The sequence below is a fragment of the Acinetobacter legionensis genome, from assembly GCF_048552295.1.
In the GTDB taxonomy this organism is placed as follows: Bacteria; Pseudomonadota; Gammaproteobacteria; order Pseudomonadales; family Moraxellaceae; genus Acinetobacter.
In genome coordinates this window covers 99097-118550 of the sequence record NZ_JBIMCW010000013.1, presented here as the reverse complement: position 1 = coordinate 118550, position 19454 = coordinate 99097, and the positions used below count along the sequence as shown (strand labels likewise).

17 protein-coding genes and 1 riboswitch are annotated in these 19454 nt (G+C 38.9%); of the genes, 10 read left to right on the top strand and 7 right to left on the bottom strand.

Annotation, left to right across the window (positions count from 1 at the left end):
• Window positions 1–122: 122 nt before the first annotated feature.
• Window positions 123–1511: a methylenetetrahydrofolate reductase C-terminal domain-containing protein gene (locus tag ACG916_RS12235; protein ID WP_419327825.1), complete on the top strand. Its 1389-nt coding sequence runs from the start codon at window positions 123–125 to the stop codon at window positions 1509–1511.
• Between the two features lie 22 nt (window positions 1512–1533).
• On the opposite strand, the gene ACG916_RS12230 is transcribed toward ACG916_RS12235, so the two are convergent.
• On the bottom strand, window positions 1534–2196 hold the full coding sequence (locus ACG916_RS12230) for an epoxyqueuosine reductase QueH (RefSeq protein ID WP_419327826.1): 663 nt from the start codon (window positions 2194–2196) through the stop codon (window positions 1534–1536).
• A gap of 377 nt (window positions 2197–2573) precedes the next feature.
• Here ACG916_RS12230 and ACG916_RS12225 point away from each other — a divergent pair, with 377 nt between their 5' ends.
• The 8 genes from ACG916_RS12225 (at window position 2574) to ACG916_RS12190 (ending at window position 12906) form a co-directional block, all read left to right on the top strand.
• On the top strand, window positions 2574–3488 hold the full coding sequence (locus tag ACG916_RS12225; RefSeq protein ID WP_336954055.1) for a LysR family transcriptional regulator: 915 nt from the start codon (window positions 2574–2576) through the stop codon (window positions 3486–3488).
• A 514-nt stretch (window positions 3489–4002) separates the two neighbouring features.
• Window positions 4003–4104: riboswitch (guanidine-I (ykkC/yxkD leader) on the top strand.
• Between the two features lie 30 nt (window positions 4105–4134).
• The gene (locus tag ACG916_RS12220; RefSeq protein WP_336954054.1) at window positions 4135–4890 is read left to right on the top strand and encodes an urea amidolyase associated protein UAAP1; all 756 of its coding nucleotides are present in this window, start codon (window positions 4135–4137) and stop codon (window positions 4888–4890) included.
• An 11-nt stretch (window positions 4891–4901) separates the two neighbouring features.
• On the top strand, window positions 4902–5570 hold the full coding sequence (locus tag ACG916_RS12215; RefSeq protein ID WP_419312842.1) for an urea amidolyase associated protein UAAP2: 669 nt from the start codon (window positions 4902–4904) through the stop codon (window positions 5568–5570).
• Between the two features lie 2 nt (window positions 5571–5572).
• Complete coding sequence (gene uca / locus ACG916_RS12210) at window positions 5573–9178, top strand: urea carboxylase (RefSeq protein ID WP_419330348.1); 3606 nt, start codon at window positions 5573–5575, stop codon at window positions 9176–9178.
• A gap of 320 nt (window positions 9179–9498) precedes the next feature.
• Complete coding sequence (locus tag ACG916_RS12205; RefSeq protein ID WP_419327828.1) at window positions 9499–9624, top strand: hypothetical protein; 126 nt, start codon at window positions 9499–9501, stop codon at window positions 9622–9624.
• A gap of 4 nt (window positions 9625–9628) precedes the next feature.
• Window positions 9629–10063: a CopG family ribbon-helix-helix protein gene (locus ACG916_RS12200; protein WP_336954051.1), complete on the top strand. Its 435-nt coding sequence runs from the start codon at window positions 9629–9631 to the stop codon at window positions 10061–10063.
• A gap of 12 nt (window positions 10064–10075) precedes the next feature.
• The gene (gene atzF / locus ACG916_RS12195) at window positions 10076–11887 is read left to right on the top strand and encodes an allophanate hydrolase (protein WP_419327829.1); all 1812 of its coding nucleotides are present in this window, start codon (window positions 10076–10078) and stop codon (window positions 11885–11887) included.
• A complete protein-coding gene (locus tag ACG916_RS12190) occupies window positions 11884–12906 on the top strand; it encodes an ABC transporter substrate-binding protein (RefSeq protein ID WP_419327830.1) in 1023 nt (340 codons plus the stop codon). The genes atzF and ACG916_RS12190 overlap by 4 nt, the downstream gene beginning before the upstream one ends.
• A 610-nt stretch (window positions 12907–13516) precedes the next feature.
• On the opposite strand, the gene ACG916_RS12185 is transcribed toward ACG916_RS12190, so the two are convergent.
• From ACG916_RS12185 to ACG916_RS12160, 6 genes are all read right to left on the bottom strand, one after another.
• Entirely contained in the window at window positions 13517–13849 is a 333-nt protein-coding gene (locus ACG916_RS12185; RefSeq protein WP_336954048.1) for a DMT family transporter, read from the bottom strand.
• Window positions 13850–13865: 16 nt separating this feature from the next.
• Window positions 13866–14753 (bottom strand): hypothetical protein, encoded by an 888-nt coding sequence (locus tag ACG916_RS12180; protein ID WP_419327831.1) that lies wholly within the window; start codon window positions 14751–14753, stop codon window positions 13866–13868.
• Complete coding sequence (locus tag ACG916_RS12175; RefSeq protein WP_419327832.1) at window positions 14750–15754, bottom strand: isopenicillin N synthase family dioxygenase; 1005 nt, start codon at window positions 15752–15754, stop codon at window positions 14750–14752. The genes ACG916_RS12180 and ACG916_RS12175 overlap by 4 nt, the downstream gene beginning before the upstream one ends.
• A gap of 78 nt (window positions 15755–15832) precedes the next feature.
• A complete protein-coding gene (locus tag ACG916_RS12170; RefSeq protein ID WP_419327833.1) occupies window positions 15833–16714 on the bottom strand; it encodes an ABC transporter ATP-binding protein in 882 nt (293 codons plus the stop codon).
• A complete protein-coding gene (locus ACG916_RS12165; protein WP_336954044.1) occupies window positions 16714–17658 on the bottom strand; it encodes an ABC transporter permease in 945 nt (314 codons plus the stop codon). The genes ACG916_RS12170 and ACG916_RS12165 overlap by 1 nt, the downstream gene beginning before the upstream one ends.
• 444 nt (window positions 17659–18102) lie before the next feature.
• Complete coding sequence (locus ACG916_RS12160; protein ID WP_004724652.1) at window positions 18103–18336, bottom strand: hypothetical protein; 234 nt, start codon at window positions 18334–18336, stop codon at window positions 18103–18105.
• A 277-nt stretch (window positions 18337–18613) separates the two neighbouring features.
• On the opposite strand from ACG916_RS12160, the gene ACG916_RS12155 reads away from it, so the two are divergent.
• Complete coding sequence (locus ACG916_RS12155; RefSeq protein ID WP_336954043.1) at window positions 18614–19225, top strand: LexA family protein; 612 nt, start codon at window positions 18614–18616, stop codon at window positions 19223–19225.
• Window positions 19226–19454: the final 229 nt, after the last annotated feature.

Sequence of the window (19454 nt, the reverse complement as noted above, 5' to 3'; positions counted from 1 at the left end):
GCAATGAATGATGTCGATTATGCAGAGATCTGCTTGAAAAGCGTTCTATGCTTACAGTAATTCGATTTAAAACATTCTATAATTCTGGCCTATTTATTTTGCTGTATTTATCTAAATTTTTTATGTCTCAGCTTTCCCAATACTTTGCTCAAAACAAATTTTGCTGTTTAGTAGAATATTTACCTTCGATGCAAGAGGTATTGCCTGTAGCAACACAACTGGCGGGCTTTCCTGTATGTATGACTTTGTCAGATCGAGTACGTTCAGATGACGATATTGCGCCTTTAATCGCTGCACAATCTTATCCGCAACAGATTGAAAAAGTATTACATTATGCAGGTAAAGGTCGAGATATACATGATTTCAATCTTTTTTTAGTGCAAGCCAAACAACACGGACAGCAAAATTTATTGTTACTGACTGGCGATAAGTTAAAACGACATCATGATGGACAAGGTAGCCACGCTCGAACACGCTATTTAGAATCGGTGAATGCGGTCATCGCTGCCAAACAACAGGGCGGCTTTCATATCGGCGTTGCTTTGAATCCGTTTAAATATAGCCAAGCAGAAAAACAAGCGCAGTATTTAAAATTACATAAAAAACTACAAGCAGGCGCTGATTATATTATTACCCAGTTGGGCTTTGACCTCGTGGCACTTAAACAAGCACATGAGTTTTTAATTGAAGAAAACTATACACAAAAAATTCTTGCTTGTGTGATGCCGCTGACTTTAGCACGAGCGAAATTTATGCTTAAACATAATGTCGCAGGTATTGTGATTACACCACATATGCTTGAAGTATTGGCTCAAGAACATGATTCTGATCAAACTGAAAATACTTATTTACGTTGTGCTTTACAAATTTTGATTTGTCAGCATATTGGTTATGTTGGTGTGCATCTTTCTGCGTGCCATAAAGCCGATGAGCAAGCGATTTTAACTAGTTATATTGAACAGTATCGACATCTTGATCTTAAACAATGTGAACAATTATGGACTCAATTATGGCAGCTTAAAACGGGCAATGAATTACGCCCAGCTGCTGTAGAAAAGTCTAAGCTGAGTAATTTGCATCAGAAAGTGAAATATCAATTTTTAGATACTATTCACAGTACCATGTTTAATTCTAGTTTGGTCAAAGGGCTGGGTGCTTATATTTTTAGTGCGGGTTTTTGGAATAAAGCCCTTGCAGCAAAATTACTATTACAAGCGGAATATTTGAGTAAGCACTTTATTGTCGGGTGTGAGAGCTGTGGTCAGTGTCGGCTGGCTGAAACCTTATATATTTGCCCTGAAACTTGCCCTAAAGGTTTAGCAAATGGGCCATGCGGTGGCACACATTTAGACCGTTGTGAGTTTGGGGATCGAGAGTGTATACACTCTGTCAAAGCTCGATTGGCTGAAGAGGTCGATCAAATTCAGATATTAAAAAAACAGCTGATTCCAACTGTACCGATAGAAGTACGTGGAACCAGCTCTTGGAAAAACTGGTATGTGAAGCAGTGATAAAGGGACGAGTCTGAATAAATTAATTTTCCTCGTCCATCGCATTGGTATAAAACTTTTCACCTAATTTGATTCGGTCACGACCGTTTTTCATACGCCAGCGATTGGTATCTCGCAGTGAATAAACACAGCCACAGTATTCTTGTTGGTAAAATTCTTCACGTTTGCTGATTTCGATCATACGATGTGCACCGCCACTTTTACGCCAGTTATAATCCCAATATTCAATGTGTGGATAATGTGCGGCAGCTCGGATTCCACAGCCGTTAATTTGTTGCATATCTTTCCAACGCGATATGCCCAATGAACTGCTGATTAAACTAAATCCATGTTCGTGTGCGTAGAGTGCGGTTCTCTCAAAACGCATATCGAAACACATGGTACAGCGGATGCCTTTTTCAGGCTCATTTTCCATACCTTTGGCACGTTCAAACCAATTATCTGTATCGTAGTCACAGTCAATAAATGGAATATTATGCTTCTCAGCAAATCGAATATTTTCTTCCTTACGAATTAAATATTCTTTGACTGGATGAATATTCGGATTATAGAAAAAAATTGAAAAGTCGATGCCTGATTCAATTAAGCTTTCCATGACTTCACCTGAGCACGGCGCGCAACATGAATGCAGCAACAATTTGTCGTGGCCTTGGGGGAGTGTGAGCTTTTGGCGTTCCAGAGTCATGCTAAACAATATAAAAAAGGAATAATCTTCTATTGTAAAAGTTTTAAAGTCTTGTGGTGTTTGAATTCAATGAAATGTTTTCAGTCTATGCTGAAAGTTTTTAAGGATGATATTTTAAAAAGCCAGATTTAGTTCATTCACAAAGAAACTTATATAGCTGTATAGATGAAGTATGCAACTGTACAATTTATTCATTCCAAAAATCGAGCGATTTAATTGTATGGATGAGTAAAAGTATCCTCATGTTTTACGTATCATTTAAAAATGAATAAAAATAACAAATTTTAAATTTAAGTGAAAATAATTAAACATAAATGCCATCAATCCGTTATGCTATAGCCAGATCACCTTTAACATATTAATTTGGTAATGATGGAATGTTAGAACTTCGACATCTAAAAACACTGACTGCTTTACGTGAACATGGTTCATTGGTTGCAGCAGCAGGAGATTTGTGTTTAACACCTTCTGCCTTATCACACCAGCTTCGAGAGTTAGATCAATGGTTTGGTGTCGAAGTGGTGAATCGTCGCTCACGTCCTGTGAGTTTTTCTAATGTTGGTCAACGCTTACTGAAACTTGCTGATGATATCTTACCACAAGTGCAAATTGCCCAGTCTGATATTACCCGTATTGTGCATGGGCAAACGGGACGAATAGTTTTCTCTTCTGAATGCCACAGTTGTTTTGATTGGCTTATGCCGTTGCTCAACCAGTATCGTCAACAATACCCAGATGTAGATTTGGATTTTGCCTCAGGATTTGAAGCCAATCCACACGAGTTATTACAAACTGGTGAATTCGATTTATTAATTACAGCAGATCCAATTGCGCTAAAAGGGGTAGAGTATTTTCCAATTTTTGAATATGAATCGAGATTGGTACTCTCAATCACGCATCCTTTAGCACGAATGAAACAAATTACGGTACAAGAGTTGGCTGAAGAAACCTTGGTGACCTATCCAGTGGATAAGCATCGACTGGATATCATGTCGAGATTATTTATTCCTGCCAATATTCAGCCAAAACATATTCGAACTACAGATTTAACTCAAATGTTGATTCAACTTGTGGCAAGTGGTCATGGTATCGCAGCACTGCCTGATTGGGTGGTCAATGAATATGAGCAAAAGGGCTGGGTGGTTTCTCGCCGTTTAGATTGTGTCGCGCCTGAAGGTTTACGTAGAACTTTATATGCAGGTTATCGTGTAGAAGAAAAAGAAAAAGATTATTTTGATGGTTTTCTTAAACAATTGGATAAATTCTCGAAAAAAAGAGCAACCTATTATTAAAATATATTATTAATTAATGAGCCATCGTATAGCACAATGCTTGCTGAATACGATGAATCATTTTAACACGCGCTTACTCAGGCTGGTTTTGGCCTGAATGAGCGTGTTTTTTATCGGATGTTTTTCCTATAGCCAGTTTGTCTATCGTGTGTTTTCGCTATATCCCTGAATTATCTTCTTAAGTAGAACATGAGCAAAAAGAAAGCATGGCTTTGTTTGCAGCGTAAGGTTTGCCATGCCCTAAGTCAACCTATCGACGAACCTAAATATTTTTGCGCCGTGTTGTTTCTATGACACGTTTTTTTAAAAAGGATTTTATTAGAGATGGCTTTCAATTAGAGACCGTTTTAATTTAGAACGGGTTTTTATTTAGCACATCGCCATTTTTTAGATCATTAATAACTCATTTTTGCTTTCTATGCCCTGAAATGCACTCTTATTGCACAAATTTGGTATTACTAAAGCCTAAAATCGTAATACCAAATTGGCACATCCTTTGCATCAAATAAAATTATAAAAAGTGATCTAGGGTTCCGATACTTGTCTAAAAGAGTATGTCTGGACCGAGAGTTCGCGGTTCGAAAGAACTACACGGAGGGATAAAAGCCCGGGAGGAAGTCAATAAACTATCCGAACAGGAGTGGCTATGCATACGACAAATTATCATGATCAACAGGTCATTTGGTCTGAAAAATTACCCGGTGGACATCACTGGTCAGGTCGCATTCCCAAAGGAAGCGTACTTCAATTTAAAGCTTTATCTGCCGATGCCAATGTCTCTTTATTTTGTGTGAATGCCCATGATCGACTTGAGCGTTTTAATATGCCAGATAGTTTAAAAGGGCAACATACTGCTTTTTTAACTCAAGGTCATGTGTTGTATTCCGATTTGGGACGGGTTATGGCCTCAATTATGTATGATGATCATGGCTGGAATGACGCTTTGTGTGGTCCAAGTCGTCCAGAACAAATCCAAGCTACTTTTGGAATAAAGACATTCCAAGATGCCCGAAATCAAATGATTCAAAATGGTTTAGATGGTTTGCTGGTTGAAATGAGTAAATATTCACTTGGGCAAATTGATCTCAGCGCAACAGTGAATTTATTTTCAAAAGTGACCCCAGATGATGTGGGTGCTTTGTCTTATATCCGCTCAGACAATACTGGGCAATTCATTGAGCTACGTTTTGAAATGGATTGCTTTGTATTCTTATCGGCTGCACCGCATGGCTTAGATCATTCAGCGCAATATTCCCCTGCTGATATAGAAATGAGACTCTTTACTGCATTGCCCTTAACGGAAAACGATATTTGTCGAGACTCATGTCCGCAAAATCAACGTGCATTTGACAATAACCAGCGTTATTACGCGCTGAGTTCATCTAATAACACACGCATTTAAGGACAATCATCATGAGCATTTTAACGTCAATCGAAAAACCTATTTTAGATCAAGCCTTGTTAAATGAAGTTTGTCCTGCGGGTGAAGCATGGATGGGCGAAGTAAAAAAAGGCCAATATTTCCGTATTGTTGATTTAGAAGGCAATCAAGCCGTCGATACCTTATTTATGTCAGCAGAAAACCCAGCAGAACGTTATAGCGCAACAGATACTTTGGCCATTAATCAGCATGTTTACCTTGAAAAAGGGACAACCTTATACAGTAATTTAGGCCGCCCAATTGCAGTGATTGTCGATGATAACTGCGGTCGTCATGACACCTTAGGCGGTGCTTGTTCATGTGAAAGTAATACGGTTCGCTATGCACATGACACCTATCCGATGCACAGTTGCCGTAATAATTTTATGTATGCATTAGCCAAACATCCCATTGCACAAAAACATCAGTTAAACGTTCGGCACATCGGCCCCAATATTAATTTCTTTATGAATGTGCCTGTCAGCTCGGACGGACATTTAACCTTTGCTGATGGTATCTCTGCCGCTGGTAAATATGTAGAAATTCAAGCTGAGATGGATTTAATCGTACTGATTTCAAATTGCCCACAATTAAATAATCCGTGTAATGGCTATAACCCAACGAAAATTCAATTGCTGATACATAATGGTATGGGAGCATAATTATGTTTAAAAAAGTTCTCATTGCCAATCGTGGTGCAATTGCATGTCGCGTGATTCGTACGCTAAAAAAACTTGGGATTGGTTCAGTTGCGGTTTATTCAGAAGCTGATCAAGATTCTTTACATGTGACTTTAGCCGACGAAGCATTTTGCATTGGTGCTGCACCAGCACAACAAAGTTATCTAAACATTGCAAAAATTCTTGAAATTGCCAAGCAAACAGGTGCTGAAGCAATCCATCCAGGTTATGGATTTTTATCTGAAAATGCGGAGTTTTGTGATCTCTGTGAAAATCAGGGTATTGCTTTTATTGGACCAACCTCTAGTCAAATGCTGGATTTTGGTCTAAAACATACTGCCCGTGAGCTGGCGATTAAAAGCCAAGTGCCGTTGTTGCCGGGGAGTTCTTTGCTTTCTGGTGAGCAAGAAGCAGTCACGGAAGCTGCACGTATTGGCTATCCTGTGATGTTAAAAAGTACTGCGGGTGGTGGTGGTATTGGTATGCGTTTAGTTTGGAACGAATCTGAACTCAAAGACGCTTATCAAACCGTTTCGTATTTGGCTCAAGCCAACTTTAAAGATGCAGGGTTATATTTAGAAAAATTTGTGCAGCATGCTCGACATATTGAAGTACAAATTTTTGGTGATGGAAAAGGGCAGGTGTTGGCTTTAGGGGAACGCGATTGTTCTGTACAACGTCGTAATCAAAAAGTCATAGAAGAAACACCCGCACCGCATATAACCGATGAGCAACGTGACTATATTCAAACTGTCGCAATTCAACTTATGCAATCTGTGAATTATCGTTCAGCAGGTACAGTTGAGTTTGTGATGGATACTGAAACTGAGCAATTCTATTTCTTGGAGGTGAATACCCGTCTGCAAGTTGAGCATGGTGTGACAGAACAAGTCTATGCCGTGGATCTGGTTGAATGGATGGTGACTTTGGCCAGTGGAGATTGGACAGCACCCATTGAAAAATTAGTGTCAAAAGGACATTCAATTCAAGTTCGTTTATATGCGGAAGATCCGATTAAACAATTTCAACCCAGCGCAGGCTTACTCACCTATGTGCAATTTGATCAAAATGCACGGGTCGAAACATGGGTCGAAACCGGTTCAAATGTGTCTTCATTTTATGATCCCATGCTTGCCAAAATCATCGTGACAGCATCTGATCGAGGTTCAGCAATTCAAGCCATGCAATCAAGTCTGGCAGATACACAGATTGCAGGCATCGAAACAAATTTGGAATATCTACAAAATATTATTGCGGGTGAGGTATTTAATTCAGGGATACAAACCACACGCTTCTTAAATACATTTGTATGGAAAACCCAAAAAATTGAGGTTTTACAATCGGGCATTCAAACCGCAATTCAGGATATTACAGGTCGTTTAGGTTACTGGGATGTAGGTGTTCCACCATCAGGAGCGATTGATCCTTTGAGTTTAAATGTCGCCAACCAACTTTTAGGTAATCCTTATAATACTTCTGGATTGGAATGTACGCTGCAAGGCCCGAGTTTAAAGTTTCATTGTGATAGTCAAATTGTGATTACCGGCGGCGATATGCCATCTAAGCTGGATGGCGTACTGGTTCCAATGTGGCAAACCGTGAATGTTAAAAAAGGTCAGGTGTTAAAGTGTGGAACAATGAGTACGGGATGTCGAAGCTATATTGGGATCAAAGGTGGCTTTCATGTTCCTGAATATTTAGGATCAAAAGCAACCTTTACTCTGGGGCAGTTTGGTGGGCATGCAGGGCGTAATTTATTAATTGGAGATATGCTTGCGATTACTGAATATTCATCTGATCAAAGCAAAAGTTTAGCCACAGATCAAATCCCTAAATTTGAGCGTCATTGGGAAATTGCGGTGATGTATGGTCCGCATGGCGCACCAGATTTCTTTACCAAAAACGATATAGATAACTTCTTTAGTAACCAGTTTGAGATTCACTATAATTCCAGTCGTACAGGCATTCGCTTGATTGGCCCAAAACCAGAGTGGGCACGTGAAGATGGCGGTGAAGCAGGTCTACATCCTTCAAATATTCATGACAATGCTTACGCAATTGGTGCGATTGATTTTACAGGCGACATGCCGATCATCTTAGGGCCTGATGGTCCAAGCTTAGGTGGCTTTGTTTGTCCAGCTGTGGTGATTCATTCAGAACTTTGGAAAATTGGTCAGCTTAAAGCAGGGGATAAAGTTAAATTTATTCCTGTGAGTTATGCCCAAGCAAAAGCCTTGGATCAAACATATCATCAAAGTATTATCGCTTCTGACACAGATGCGGTGAATTTTAATCCTGTATTCTACGCAGAAAATGACACATTAGAAAATGCTGTTTTAGCCACACGCGTAGGACAAGCACATTTACCCAGTGTGACTTACCGACCTGCGGGAAATAGCTATGTATTAGTTGAATATGGTGATCTGGTTTTAGACTTAAATCTACGTTTCCGTATTCATGCTTTAATGCAATGGGTAAAAGACCAGAATATCCACGGAATTATTGATCTCACACCTGGGATTCGTTCATTACAGATTCATTTTGATTCAATTCAAATTGATCAACTTGAGCTCTTGGAAAAACTTCAACACGCGGAAGCGGAACTGCTAGATATACACAATATGCAAGTCCCTTCAAGGACGGTGTATTTACCACTGGCATGGGAAGATTCACAAACCCAATTGGCGACTGAGCGCTATACGCAAATCGTCCGTCCTGATGCACCGTGGTGCCCTGATAATATCGAGTTTATTCGTCGTATCAATGGCCTAGCATCCAAGCAAGCGGTAAAAGATGTGGTTTATAGTGCCAATTATCTGGTCATGGGATTGGGTGATGTGTATTTAGGCGCACCCGTTGCCACACCACTTGATCCGCGTCAGCGTTTGGTCACAACAAAATATAACCCTGCACGGACTTGGACACCGGAAAATGCTGTTGGTATCGGTGGGGCATATATGTGTGTTTATGGTATGGAAGGTCCCGGGGGCTATCAATTTGTGGGCCGTACTACACAAATGTGGAGCCGTTATCGTAAAAATGCCAATTTTGAAGCTGGCAAGCCGTGGTTATTACGCTTCTTTGATCAGGTTAAATTCTATGAGGTTTCAGAAGCAGAATTGCTACAGATGCGCGAAGATTTTAAAGCAGGGCGGTTGCAACTACGTATTGAAGACGGGGTGCTTAATCTAAAAGAATACAATGATTTCCTTGCTGCAAATCAGGACAGTATTCATGCTTTTAAACAGAGGCAACAAGCCAATTTTGAAGCAGAGCGCCTTCGTTGGCATGCTGCAGGTTTACAAGAGTATGTCTCTGAAAGTTTAGATACTGTAGAGGATGGTGAAGCAGTCAGTATCCCAGAAGGTGGTTGTGCTGTTGAATCACATATGCCAGGTTCAATTTGGAAAATTGAATGTGCTTCTGGAGATATTGTTGAAGAAGGTGCAACCCTTGCAGTGATTGAAGCGATGAAAATTGAAATTCCGATTGTTGCACCTGAACGGATGAAGGTGGAAGCCATCTCCATTGAAAAAGGTCAGACCGTCAAGACCGGACAGGTATTGTTTACTTTGGCACCTGTAGCCTGATAAAAGTCAGCAAAGGAGCATCAATGATGATGCTCCTTTTTTTGTAAGTATGGTTTGTTTTATTTTATAAGCAGAACTCTATGGATTGTAATAATTTACAAATACTTAGCCAACTAAAATAAAATTAGTAAAAACTTTGGATTTTAAGCGCATATAACCCTACGCGCTATGCTTGTGCATTTACACTGTTTTTGCCCACAAATCGTCCATAAATACACGTTAAAACCAGCAAAAACTTGGTTAAAAACTGGCACATTTTCTGCATTGTTATATTGGTAATACAAAAACCTAATTTGGTAATACTGAGATGGAGTTGTGCTATGAATCAGGTCAAAACAACAGTCAAAAAAACACATTCGATTAAAAGATTTTTTGTTAATTTATTCACTGTACGAGCAGGTGTGTATATCAAACAAAACACTCCTGTAAATAAGATAAAAGGATAACTGTGTGGCTAAACAAAAGTTGGCTCGGATCAGCATTACTGTACCAGAAGCAACGTTGAATGCACTCGATCAGAAAATTGTCGATCAGCACTATGAAAGTCGATCTCAAGCCATTGTCGACATGATCAATAAACATCTGATTGCGGAACAGGCACAGGCCAATGAGGTTATGGTGGGTACTCTGACCCTACTTTATGATGCAGGACAAATGCCACTTCGAAACCAACTGATTGATTTGCAACAAAAGTTTTTAACTCAAGTGATTAGCTCACTGCATATCCAGCTAGATCAACAAAAAATATTACAAGTCATGCTGATGCAGGGCGCAAGTTCTGAGCTTCGACATATTAGCCAACAATTTACAGCACTCAAGGGTGTGATCAAAGGGCATCTAGAGCTGATGGATGCTGTAATGCCACCAATTCTGCAAAATGATTAAATCGGGAGTAGGGTGATGCAAGACTTATGGACAATTCAAGACTGGCGAGAGGCGTATACCAGCCAGAAAATCAAGATTGAGGGGTTAATCGATTATGTTAAAACCATTCACAATGATGATCATGCTTGGATTGAAATCGCATCTGAAACGCAAATTCAAGCCCAAATTGAAGCCTTAAAACTACAAGATAGAGATGATTTACCTTTATACGGTGTGCCATTTGCCGTCAAAGATAATATCGATGTCGCAGGGTTCCATACCACCGCTGCTTGTAAAGACGTTGAATATTTAGCAACCAATGATGCTGTGGTGATTGCCAAGTTAAAAAAAGCTGGTGCTGTGGTGATTGGAAAAACTAACCTTGATCAGTTTGCAACGGGATTGGTCGGGGTACGTTCACCTTATGGCGCGGTCAAAAATAGTTTTAATCCAGAATATATCAGCGGTGGTTCCAGCTCTGGTTCATCCGTTGCAGTTGCAAATGGTATGGTGCCCTTTAGCTTAGGGACCGATACAGCAGGTTCGGGTCGTGTGCCAGCAGGGCATAACAATATTGTTGGTCTTAAACCGACCAAAGGCTGGTTTTCAACCACAGGCTTGATGCCTGCTTGTAGAACGATTGATGTCATTTCTATCTTTGCATTGAGCAGTGACGATGCTTGGACGGTTGCCAGTGTTATGCAAGGCTATGATGAAAAAGATGAATATTCACGTATTCATCCAGCAAATGTTCCCTCTCAGTTTTCTAAAGGCAAAATTGCCATACCTGCACAGCTTGAGTTTTATGGTGACACAGAAACTGAAAAAGCTTTTGCGACCGCAGTAGAACGAGTCAAATTACTTGGTTATAAAGTTGAAAGTATTGATTTCACAGATTTTAATGAACTTGCCAAAGCCCTCTATAACGAGGCTTGGGTAGCGGAACGGACTGTTGCTGTGGAAAAAGTTGTAACACGTGACCAAGCGCATCCGGTCATTGCTGAAATCATAGCTCAAGCAGATAAATTTACAGCCACGGATGCACTTCAAGCTGAATATAAACGTGCTGTGCTGGCACGAAAAATTAATCTGGCTTTACAAGCCTATGATGCATTAATGGTACCGACTTCACCCACGATTTATCGTATTGTCGATGTTGAAGTAGATCCAATCGTAAAGAACTCACATATGGGAGCTTATACCAACTTTGTCAATTTTGCCGATTTAGCAGCCATAGCATTACCCAATACAATTCGCTCAGATGGGTTGCCGAGCGGAGTAACATTTATTGCACCTGCTTGGCATGATCAAGCTTTGGCAAATTTTGCTCAAAAATGGCAAACACTAACAGCCCTTACATTAGGCAAATCTCAGCAGCACTATCAAAAAATGCTTGAGATTGCTTCAAAAAATTCAGTCAAGTTGGCGGTTGTGGGAGCGCATTTAACAGCGATGCCACTTAATTTTCAGCTCACTACACGCCAAGGGACTTTATTAAAGAAAACCTATACCGCTAAAAATTACAAATTATTTGCTTTAAAAAATACCAGTCCACCAAAACCTGGTCTGCAATGTGATGCAACAGGAACGTCTATTGAAGTTGAAGTTTGGGAAATTCCATTGGCAAACTTTGGCGCAATCGTTGCTGAGGTTCCAGCACCGTTGGGAATCGGCAATTTACAACTTGAAGATGGCAGTTGGGTAAAAGGTTTTATTTGCGAAGCTTATGCAATTAAAGACGCTATAGATATCAGCCATTTAGGTGGTTGGCGTGCATATATACAGTCGCTGAATCAAACCAATACACAATTTAAAAGCGAGAAAATCGGGGGAGTTTCTGTATGATCTATAAATCTTTTTTATCCGTATCATTATTATCAGCAATGCTGTTATCTGGTTGTGACAACACGGCAAAAATTCCTCAAGCAAAAGAGGGTGCGCAAGCTTCAGCAGATGCTAAACCTATTACCATTGGCTATAGTGATTGGCCCGGATTTGTGGCATGGCAAGTTGCAATTGAAAAAGGTTGGCTAAAAGAAGCAGGTCTCAATGTTGATTTTAAATGGTTTGATTATTCAGCATCACTCTCAGCATTTTCTGCCAATCAATTAGATGCAGTATTTGTTACCAATGGTGATAACTTGGTGACGGCCTCGGGTGGTACTCAAGGCATGATGATCATGGCGACTGACTACTCTGCGGGCAATGATGTGATTATTGCCAAAGAGGGGATCAATCATATTGAAGATTTAAAAGGTAAATCTGTCGGCGTTGAAAAAGGTCTAGTCGATCATTTGCTTCTAGCAACGGCAATGTCAGATCAAAAGATTCCCATCAATGAAATAAAATTGGTTAATTCAGCTACCAATCAATTACCACAAGTATTCTCGAGCCCAGATGTTTCAGCTATTGCGGTATGGCAACCTGTTGCCAGTCAAGCATTGAAAACTGTTGCAGGGTCAAAAATCATTTATACCTCCAAGGATAAACCGGGGTTAATTTATGACACCTTAACTGTGAATATGAGTCATTTAACTGCCCATAAAGATGAATGGAAAAAGATCCTTCAAGTGTGGGACAAGACAGTGAAATATATTAATGATCCTGCAACACATGCAGATGCTGTAAAAATTATGGCAATCCGTTCAGGGGTAGATCCAAAACAATACGAAACGATGGTGAATGGCACCCATTTACTTGATCTAGACGCCAATCAAAAAGTCTTTAGTAAAGGCAATGGTTTTGATTCGATCTATGGCTCGTCCTATCACGTCAATAAATTTAACGTGGAAAATGGCATCTATAAAACTGAACAAAATGTCGATGGTCTGATTTATCCGACATTGTTGCAAGAGTTGAAATAGCGGTTTTAAAAGAATTAGATCGTTGGAAAAAATAGCCTAAGCATGTCTTGGGCTATTTTATTTTAGGTGCAAAAGCTTTATATAGAGCCTAGACGCAATTTTTGAACAGATTTGAATGCAGGAAAACTAACCAAATCAGTGAAATTTTTATAGTGGTAGATCTGTTTTAAAGATTAACAAATTAAATTTAAATTGATTACAAAGGCGTCACTTTAATCACATTAAAAGAGGATTTTCTATTCACTAGAGCTCTTGCCAAAATAAACTTAGAGATGATATTTAAATGTGGTTAAGCTTTATGAATCATGAAAATTTTACTATTACATAAAAATTAAGTGTATGAGGATCAAATTTGCAATGCCGCGCTTTACATTTAAAGTTTAAATCGCTTTGTGTAGGCGATGTATCACTTTTCATAGGGGATTCTAAACCCCGCGTTGCAATCAAAGCAGTACTTTGTTTTTGCTCATGTTGAGTGAGGGGCACGTTCTGTATCCCCACCCAATAAGGCGACATCCATGTCGCATCACGATAGAAACACCATCTATGTTTCATCAAAATTTAAAAGTTTACACGTATCGAGTGCTTATTTTTGACTAACACAAGAAGTCTATGATATTTCAGTGCTCGTTGAAAAAAGATGAATAATTAAAATCCCAATAATCATAAAAGCCAAACCGATGATTGCAGCTAAATCTAAGTGTTGTTTATAGTAAAAGAAGCCGACCAAGGACACCAAAATAATGCCTGCGCCAGACCAAAGCGCATAAGTAATACCGACAGGAATCGTTTTCATGGTCAGTGATAAAAAATAAATGGCAACCGCATATCCAATCACGGTAATAATCGATGCAAATAACTGGCTAAAACCATCTGAAGCCTTCATTGCAGAAGTCGCGATGACTTCTGCAACAATGGCAATCATTAAATATAAAAAAGACATTGATTGAGAATATCCCTTATAACGCTATTTTTGCATGATGAAAAAGATGATTTTCTTCATGATCAAACCAATTTTGACTTTCAGTTGAAGTGCCCGTAAGCGTTGTAAAGCAAAAATCTTTTTGAAATACATCAAGTGTAAAAAATAAACGACAATGTTCACCATTGATCAGTTGCTGTTGGACAAGTGTGTTGTGATCGAGTTGTTGGAAATTTTCAAGATCAATCATAGTTCCAACTTTGTTGCTGATGGTGCTAAGATCGATGATCTGCTTATCAAAACTGATCGAAACCTCATAGTCCTGAATTGCTTCTAGACTAATCTGTTGTTGAGAAATAGCATCTTTTAAAGCATTAGTGGAGTGAAAAGCCTGTTGTATATCTGGATGTCGAGACTTGGCAAAGGCAATAAAATGATCACAAAGGATGAAGCCACCATCTGCAGGATAACTGATACTTAAATCGATATTTTCAACTTTAAATAAACGTAGGCCAAGATATAGCCCACGGGTAGCTTGTTGCCGCCAATCTTCAACATAAGCATGGCTTGGTGAAAACTCTAATATTGCATTGCCAATTGAATACAATTTTGCTGGTTCGGGCCATTGCACATGATTTTGATAATTACTGCTGACATTCCATGAAAGTAATTGATTTTGAGCATCCCAAATTGTATCGCCAACCCAGCCCTGTCGTTCTAAAACGGGCGTTGAAAGGGGGTCTTTTAAGCGTAAATCAATGGTAAAGGTTTTAGATTGAAACCAATAGACCAGCGTATTTTCATCCGTTAAACCATTGGAAAAAGTAATACTCTTACGGCGAAAAGCACCCAATAAATACCGAGGTAATACGCAGGCTGAATCATCACTCGGTTTAAGTTGTGCACAGAGTTCTAATAAGTTCATAGTGACTCCTCGTTTTGACTTAAACCAAATGAATAAAGCGGGCGGGGATTTTCAAGTTGAATTTCACCCCGGGCTACTTTTTCTTTTAGATACTGGAAAGTTTGTGCGGTTTGATTAAAAAGGTGCTCACCGCCTTTTAAAGGGGAATATTTTGCAGGCTGATCTTTAAGCAAAGGTTGAATCAGATAGTCATAATCACAAGAGAAGAAGAAGGGAAATGAAAAACGTTCTTCGGAAACTTTTTTAACACGATGTTTGGTTGCCAAATATCGCCCATTAGACAGAATTTCCATCATATCGCCAATATTCATAACCAATGTATTTTCAAGCAGTGGAATATCGATCCATTGCCCTGTTTTATCGAGGACTTGTAATCCAGGTGCTGTGGGTAAGAGCAAAGTAAAACACTCATAATCGGTATGTGCACCAATACCATCTTTATCCTGAATTTCAGGATGATAAGGATAATGAATAAGGCGAAGTTGACTGGGTGCTTTGGAATTATATGCATCAAAATAATGCTCATCTAAGCCAAGTGCTAGCGCAAAACTTTGGAAAATTGTGTGCCCAATATTTTTAATATGTTGATAATAATCTGAAACATGCTGTTTAAAAATGGGGTCATCTGGCCACTGGGTTGGACCAATCAAAGGGCGGCGATCTGCGGGGCTTTGATGATCATAATTGACATCATAGGCCTCTTTAAGATCATAACTCGTTTCTACAAAACGTTCTTCACCGATCGGTACATAACCACTGTGATTTTCAGATAAGCCAATATAATTCCTCATCTTAATTGCAGTATCTTGGGCGAAGTATTGCTGTGCGGTTTGATAAAGATTGTTGAATAACGCAGGTTTAAATTGTTCTCCCTTTAGATATAAGAAACCCACATCTTTACATGCCTGATCTAAAGCGTGTGCCACGACTAGACGATCTTCGAGGTCAGGACTGGATAATAGGGAAATGTCCACAATTGGTAAAACATATGTGTTTGACATGAATATCACCAAGGTTGGCCGTCCAACAATGAACTAAGCGATTTGGGTCGTCCCAAAGGCTATAAGAAATCTGTTTGTTTATTTATCCGTGCTGACTTGGGTCATCCTCGGTATTTTGGGTAAGTCTTGAAGTGATGGATCAAGCTCATCTTCCTGAGCGTGTACCAACTGATCAACACGTGCCCTTAATTGTTGAAAAGCAGGAGTTGCCATGAGAGCTAATGAACGTGGGCGAGGTAAATCCACTTCAATAATTTCTTTAATTTCACCGGGATTGGCTTTTAGCGCAATAATACGATCAGCCAATAAAATGGCTTCATCCATATCATGGGTAACAAAAATAATGGTGATATCAATGTTTTGCCATAAATCCATTAAATGTTTTTGCATCTTTTGACGGGTATGAGGGTCGAGCGCGCCGAAAGGTTCATCCATCAGTAAAATTTTAGGTTCATTGACTAAAGCTCGAGCAATCGCAACACGCTGTTTCATTCCACCAGAAAGTTGATGTGGATATTGATTTTCATATTTGTCCAAGCCAATAATATTGATCCATTCTCGTGCATGGGCTTCCGCAGTCATTTGACTGGCACCTTTCATCCGTGGTCCGAACATGACATTTTCTTTAACCGTTTTCCATGGAAACAGGGTATACCCTTGGAACACCATGCCCCGTTCAGGGCTAGGTCCTGTGATGCGTTGGCCATCGACTAAGATTTCACCACTATGATAAGGATCTAAACCTGCAATTACGCGACTTAACGTTGATTTACCACAACCTGATGGGCCAATCACACAAATAAATTCACGCTTATGGATTTTAAGATCCAGTTGATTTAAAACAGTTCGTTCGTTTTTACCATGTTTAAATACTTGGCTCAGTTGTTTGGCTTCTAAGATGACAGGGCGTGCATAAATTTTTTGAAAATATTCATGTGAATTAAAAGTTGAGTCATTCATTATTTGGCCCCTGCTTTCCATGCGAACATACGCTCGCCTAATTTCATTAATAACACATCACAAACCAGTCCAATCACCCCGATAATCAAAATCGCAGCATAGACATTGTCAAAGTTTTGATAGCGTGCTTGTTGGGTAATAAACCATGTAATACCAGAAGTAGTACCAATTAATTCAGAGACAATTAAATAGGTCCAAGCCCAACCTAGTAGCACGCGTAAATCACGATAAATATCTGGAAAAGCAGCAGGAATAACCACATTGAATAGGCTTTTGAGCTTATTGGTTCCTAGGGTATAGCCGGCTTCAATTAAGCCTTTATCGACCATACGTGTTGTATTGGCAATTATTAGAATTTGTTGAAAAAGCGTACCAATCACAATAATTGCAATTTTAGGTGCATCATTGATTCCCAAAATGGCAACAGCAAGCGCGCCAAAAGCAGGGGCTGGTAAGTAACGGAAAAATTCAACAAAAGGTTCTGTGAGCAGTGATATTTTTTGTGAGAAACCACAGAGAATACCCAATGGAATACCAAAAATTGAAGAAATTAAAAAAGCTGAAAATACGATTTTAATACTGTGCCATAAGCTTTGATGAAACCATGGGGTATCTGGTTGTTCTGGCGGTGTGGTAAATGCAGTGACCAAGGCCTTAGCCACTTCATGTGGTGCAGGTAAGTAAATGGGATTGACTAAAATACCTTGTGGTGGTGCAGAATCATGAGCAACCGCATTTTGTGCCTCACTATAGAACACACTTTTTTCGATACGGCTACCGACTTGTAAATATGAGACACTGCCTGAATCTGTGATTTGGACTTGAGGATGCCAAATAAAAGGTAAATAACTGACAGCGCACCAGAGCAATATAGGGATCAGAAAAGAACACAAGCTCAGTAATAGCTTATTCTTTTGACCAATTTCCTTTACAACATAACCCATATTTACCGTCCTCATTTTAGCTTGAGTATTACGATTGTTGAAAAACGTAATATTTGTTAAGCAAAATAAGTGCCATGAATAAATATAATAAGGCGAGGCTAATTCGAATTTATCATTAACGCTCGAGTCGTCGGTGATAAATGATCTGCAGGAGCTCATCGCGCTAAAGCATGCTGAAAATACCCAAACAGGAAGAGAACTACAAGGAAATAAAAAATATGAAAGGAATAAAAGTAAAGTAATCATGCAAGATTAGGTGCTGATTTAATAAAATTCTGAATGCTTAGCTCTGCCATTCAAACCTATTGATCTGATGATTAATTGAAATTAAATCGTCGTTGTATCGAGGGGAATACAACGACATTTTAATTATTAAATACATATCAAATCATAAACTTCAGTTGAATATTTAAGCATATTCAATTTTATCAGGTGAGCATCTGTTTAAAGGGGAAGAGGTTCTAAACCTTTTACAATATCACTAAATTCAGAGCCATTTAGCCAAAATGATTTCTTTAAAAATAATGTAGTCATTATACTTTCAGCGATATCACTATTGGTATTTTCACAAAATAAACCATATTGGCTGCCTAACACATTATTGTCTTCAATCAAACGAATATAGTAAGCATGTTGTTCGTCTGCATAACCAAGAATTGCATCACGTTGAGTCGCCATTTTTATGTCTCCACATAGAAAATCAATCAATTAAGTGCTTAAGTGAGATCAGAGAACTTATTCAAAAGTATCAATAAATTAACAAGATATCTGTATTCTAAATTATTGATTTATGATAAGTATATTGATTATCTTTGTCGTCCTTGTTCAAATAGATGTATCAAAACTGATCGATAGAGTTATTGTTATTCAAAAAAAACTTGCCGTCAACTTGAATTTGTAACTTTTTCAAGCTATATTGATTTTACAGGCTTTTATGAAGCATATAGGATAAATAATGTCTAAGAAAGTAGAATTTGAACATGGAGGTGCTAGAGCAAATGCTGGGCGTAAGGCACAGTTTAGTGAGCCAACCAAAGTCATCCGTGTACCAGAGTCACAAGTCGATTTTATCAAAAACTGGTTACTGAAAAATTTCAAAAATGGTCAGCTCAGTGATTTAACAGCGAGCATGAAGATCCAGACCATACAGCCTAAGAATGATAAGGTCTATCAGATTCCACTTGCGACTGAAAGGGTCGCTGCTGGTGTACCATTTTCAGTTCAAGATAGTATAGAACAATCTTTAGATATGAATGAATATTTAATCAGAAATGAGAGTTCTACATTTATTGTTAAAGCAAATTCGCTTTCAATGCAAGATGTGGGGATTGATATCGAAGACCCTTTGATTGTAGATCGTAGCATTTCTGCAAAATCTGGTGATATTGTCATCGCCCGTATTGATAATGATTTTACGGTGAAACGCTTGATGATTGATAAACAGTTTGATCCACCGAAAGTCTGGTTAAAAGCTGAGAATCCAGAGTTTAAAAATATTTATATTGAAGAAGGGCAAGAATTCGAAATATGGGGAGTTGTGACTTATAACTTAAAGCGAATGCGTTGATTGATAGAGAAGATATTTGAGGATAACGCTTTAAGTCTGTCGTGTTTTTAAGCAACATTTTTGTTGCTTTTTTTATGATCAATTTAAGAATACTAAGGACACATCAAAATTTGAGCGTGTAGTTTTCTAGTTGTGAAATCAGATTATTTTGAATATAAACTCGCTTTATTACAAAAGCTCATTGTGTGTTTTATCAATAATAGACCTATAGCTACTGAGCAAGTAGCCA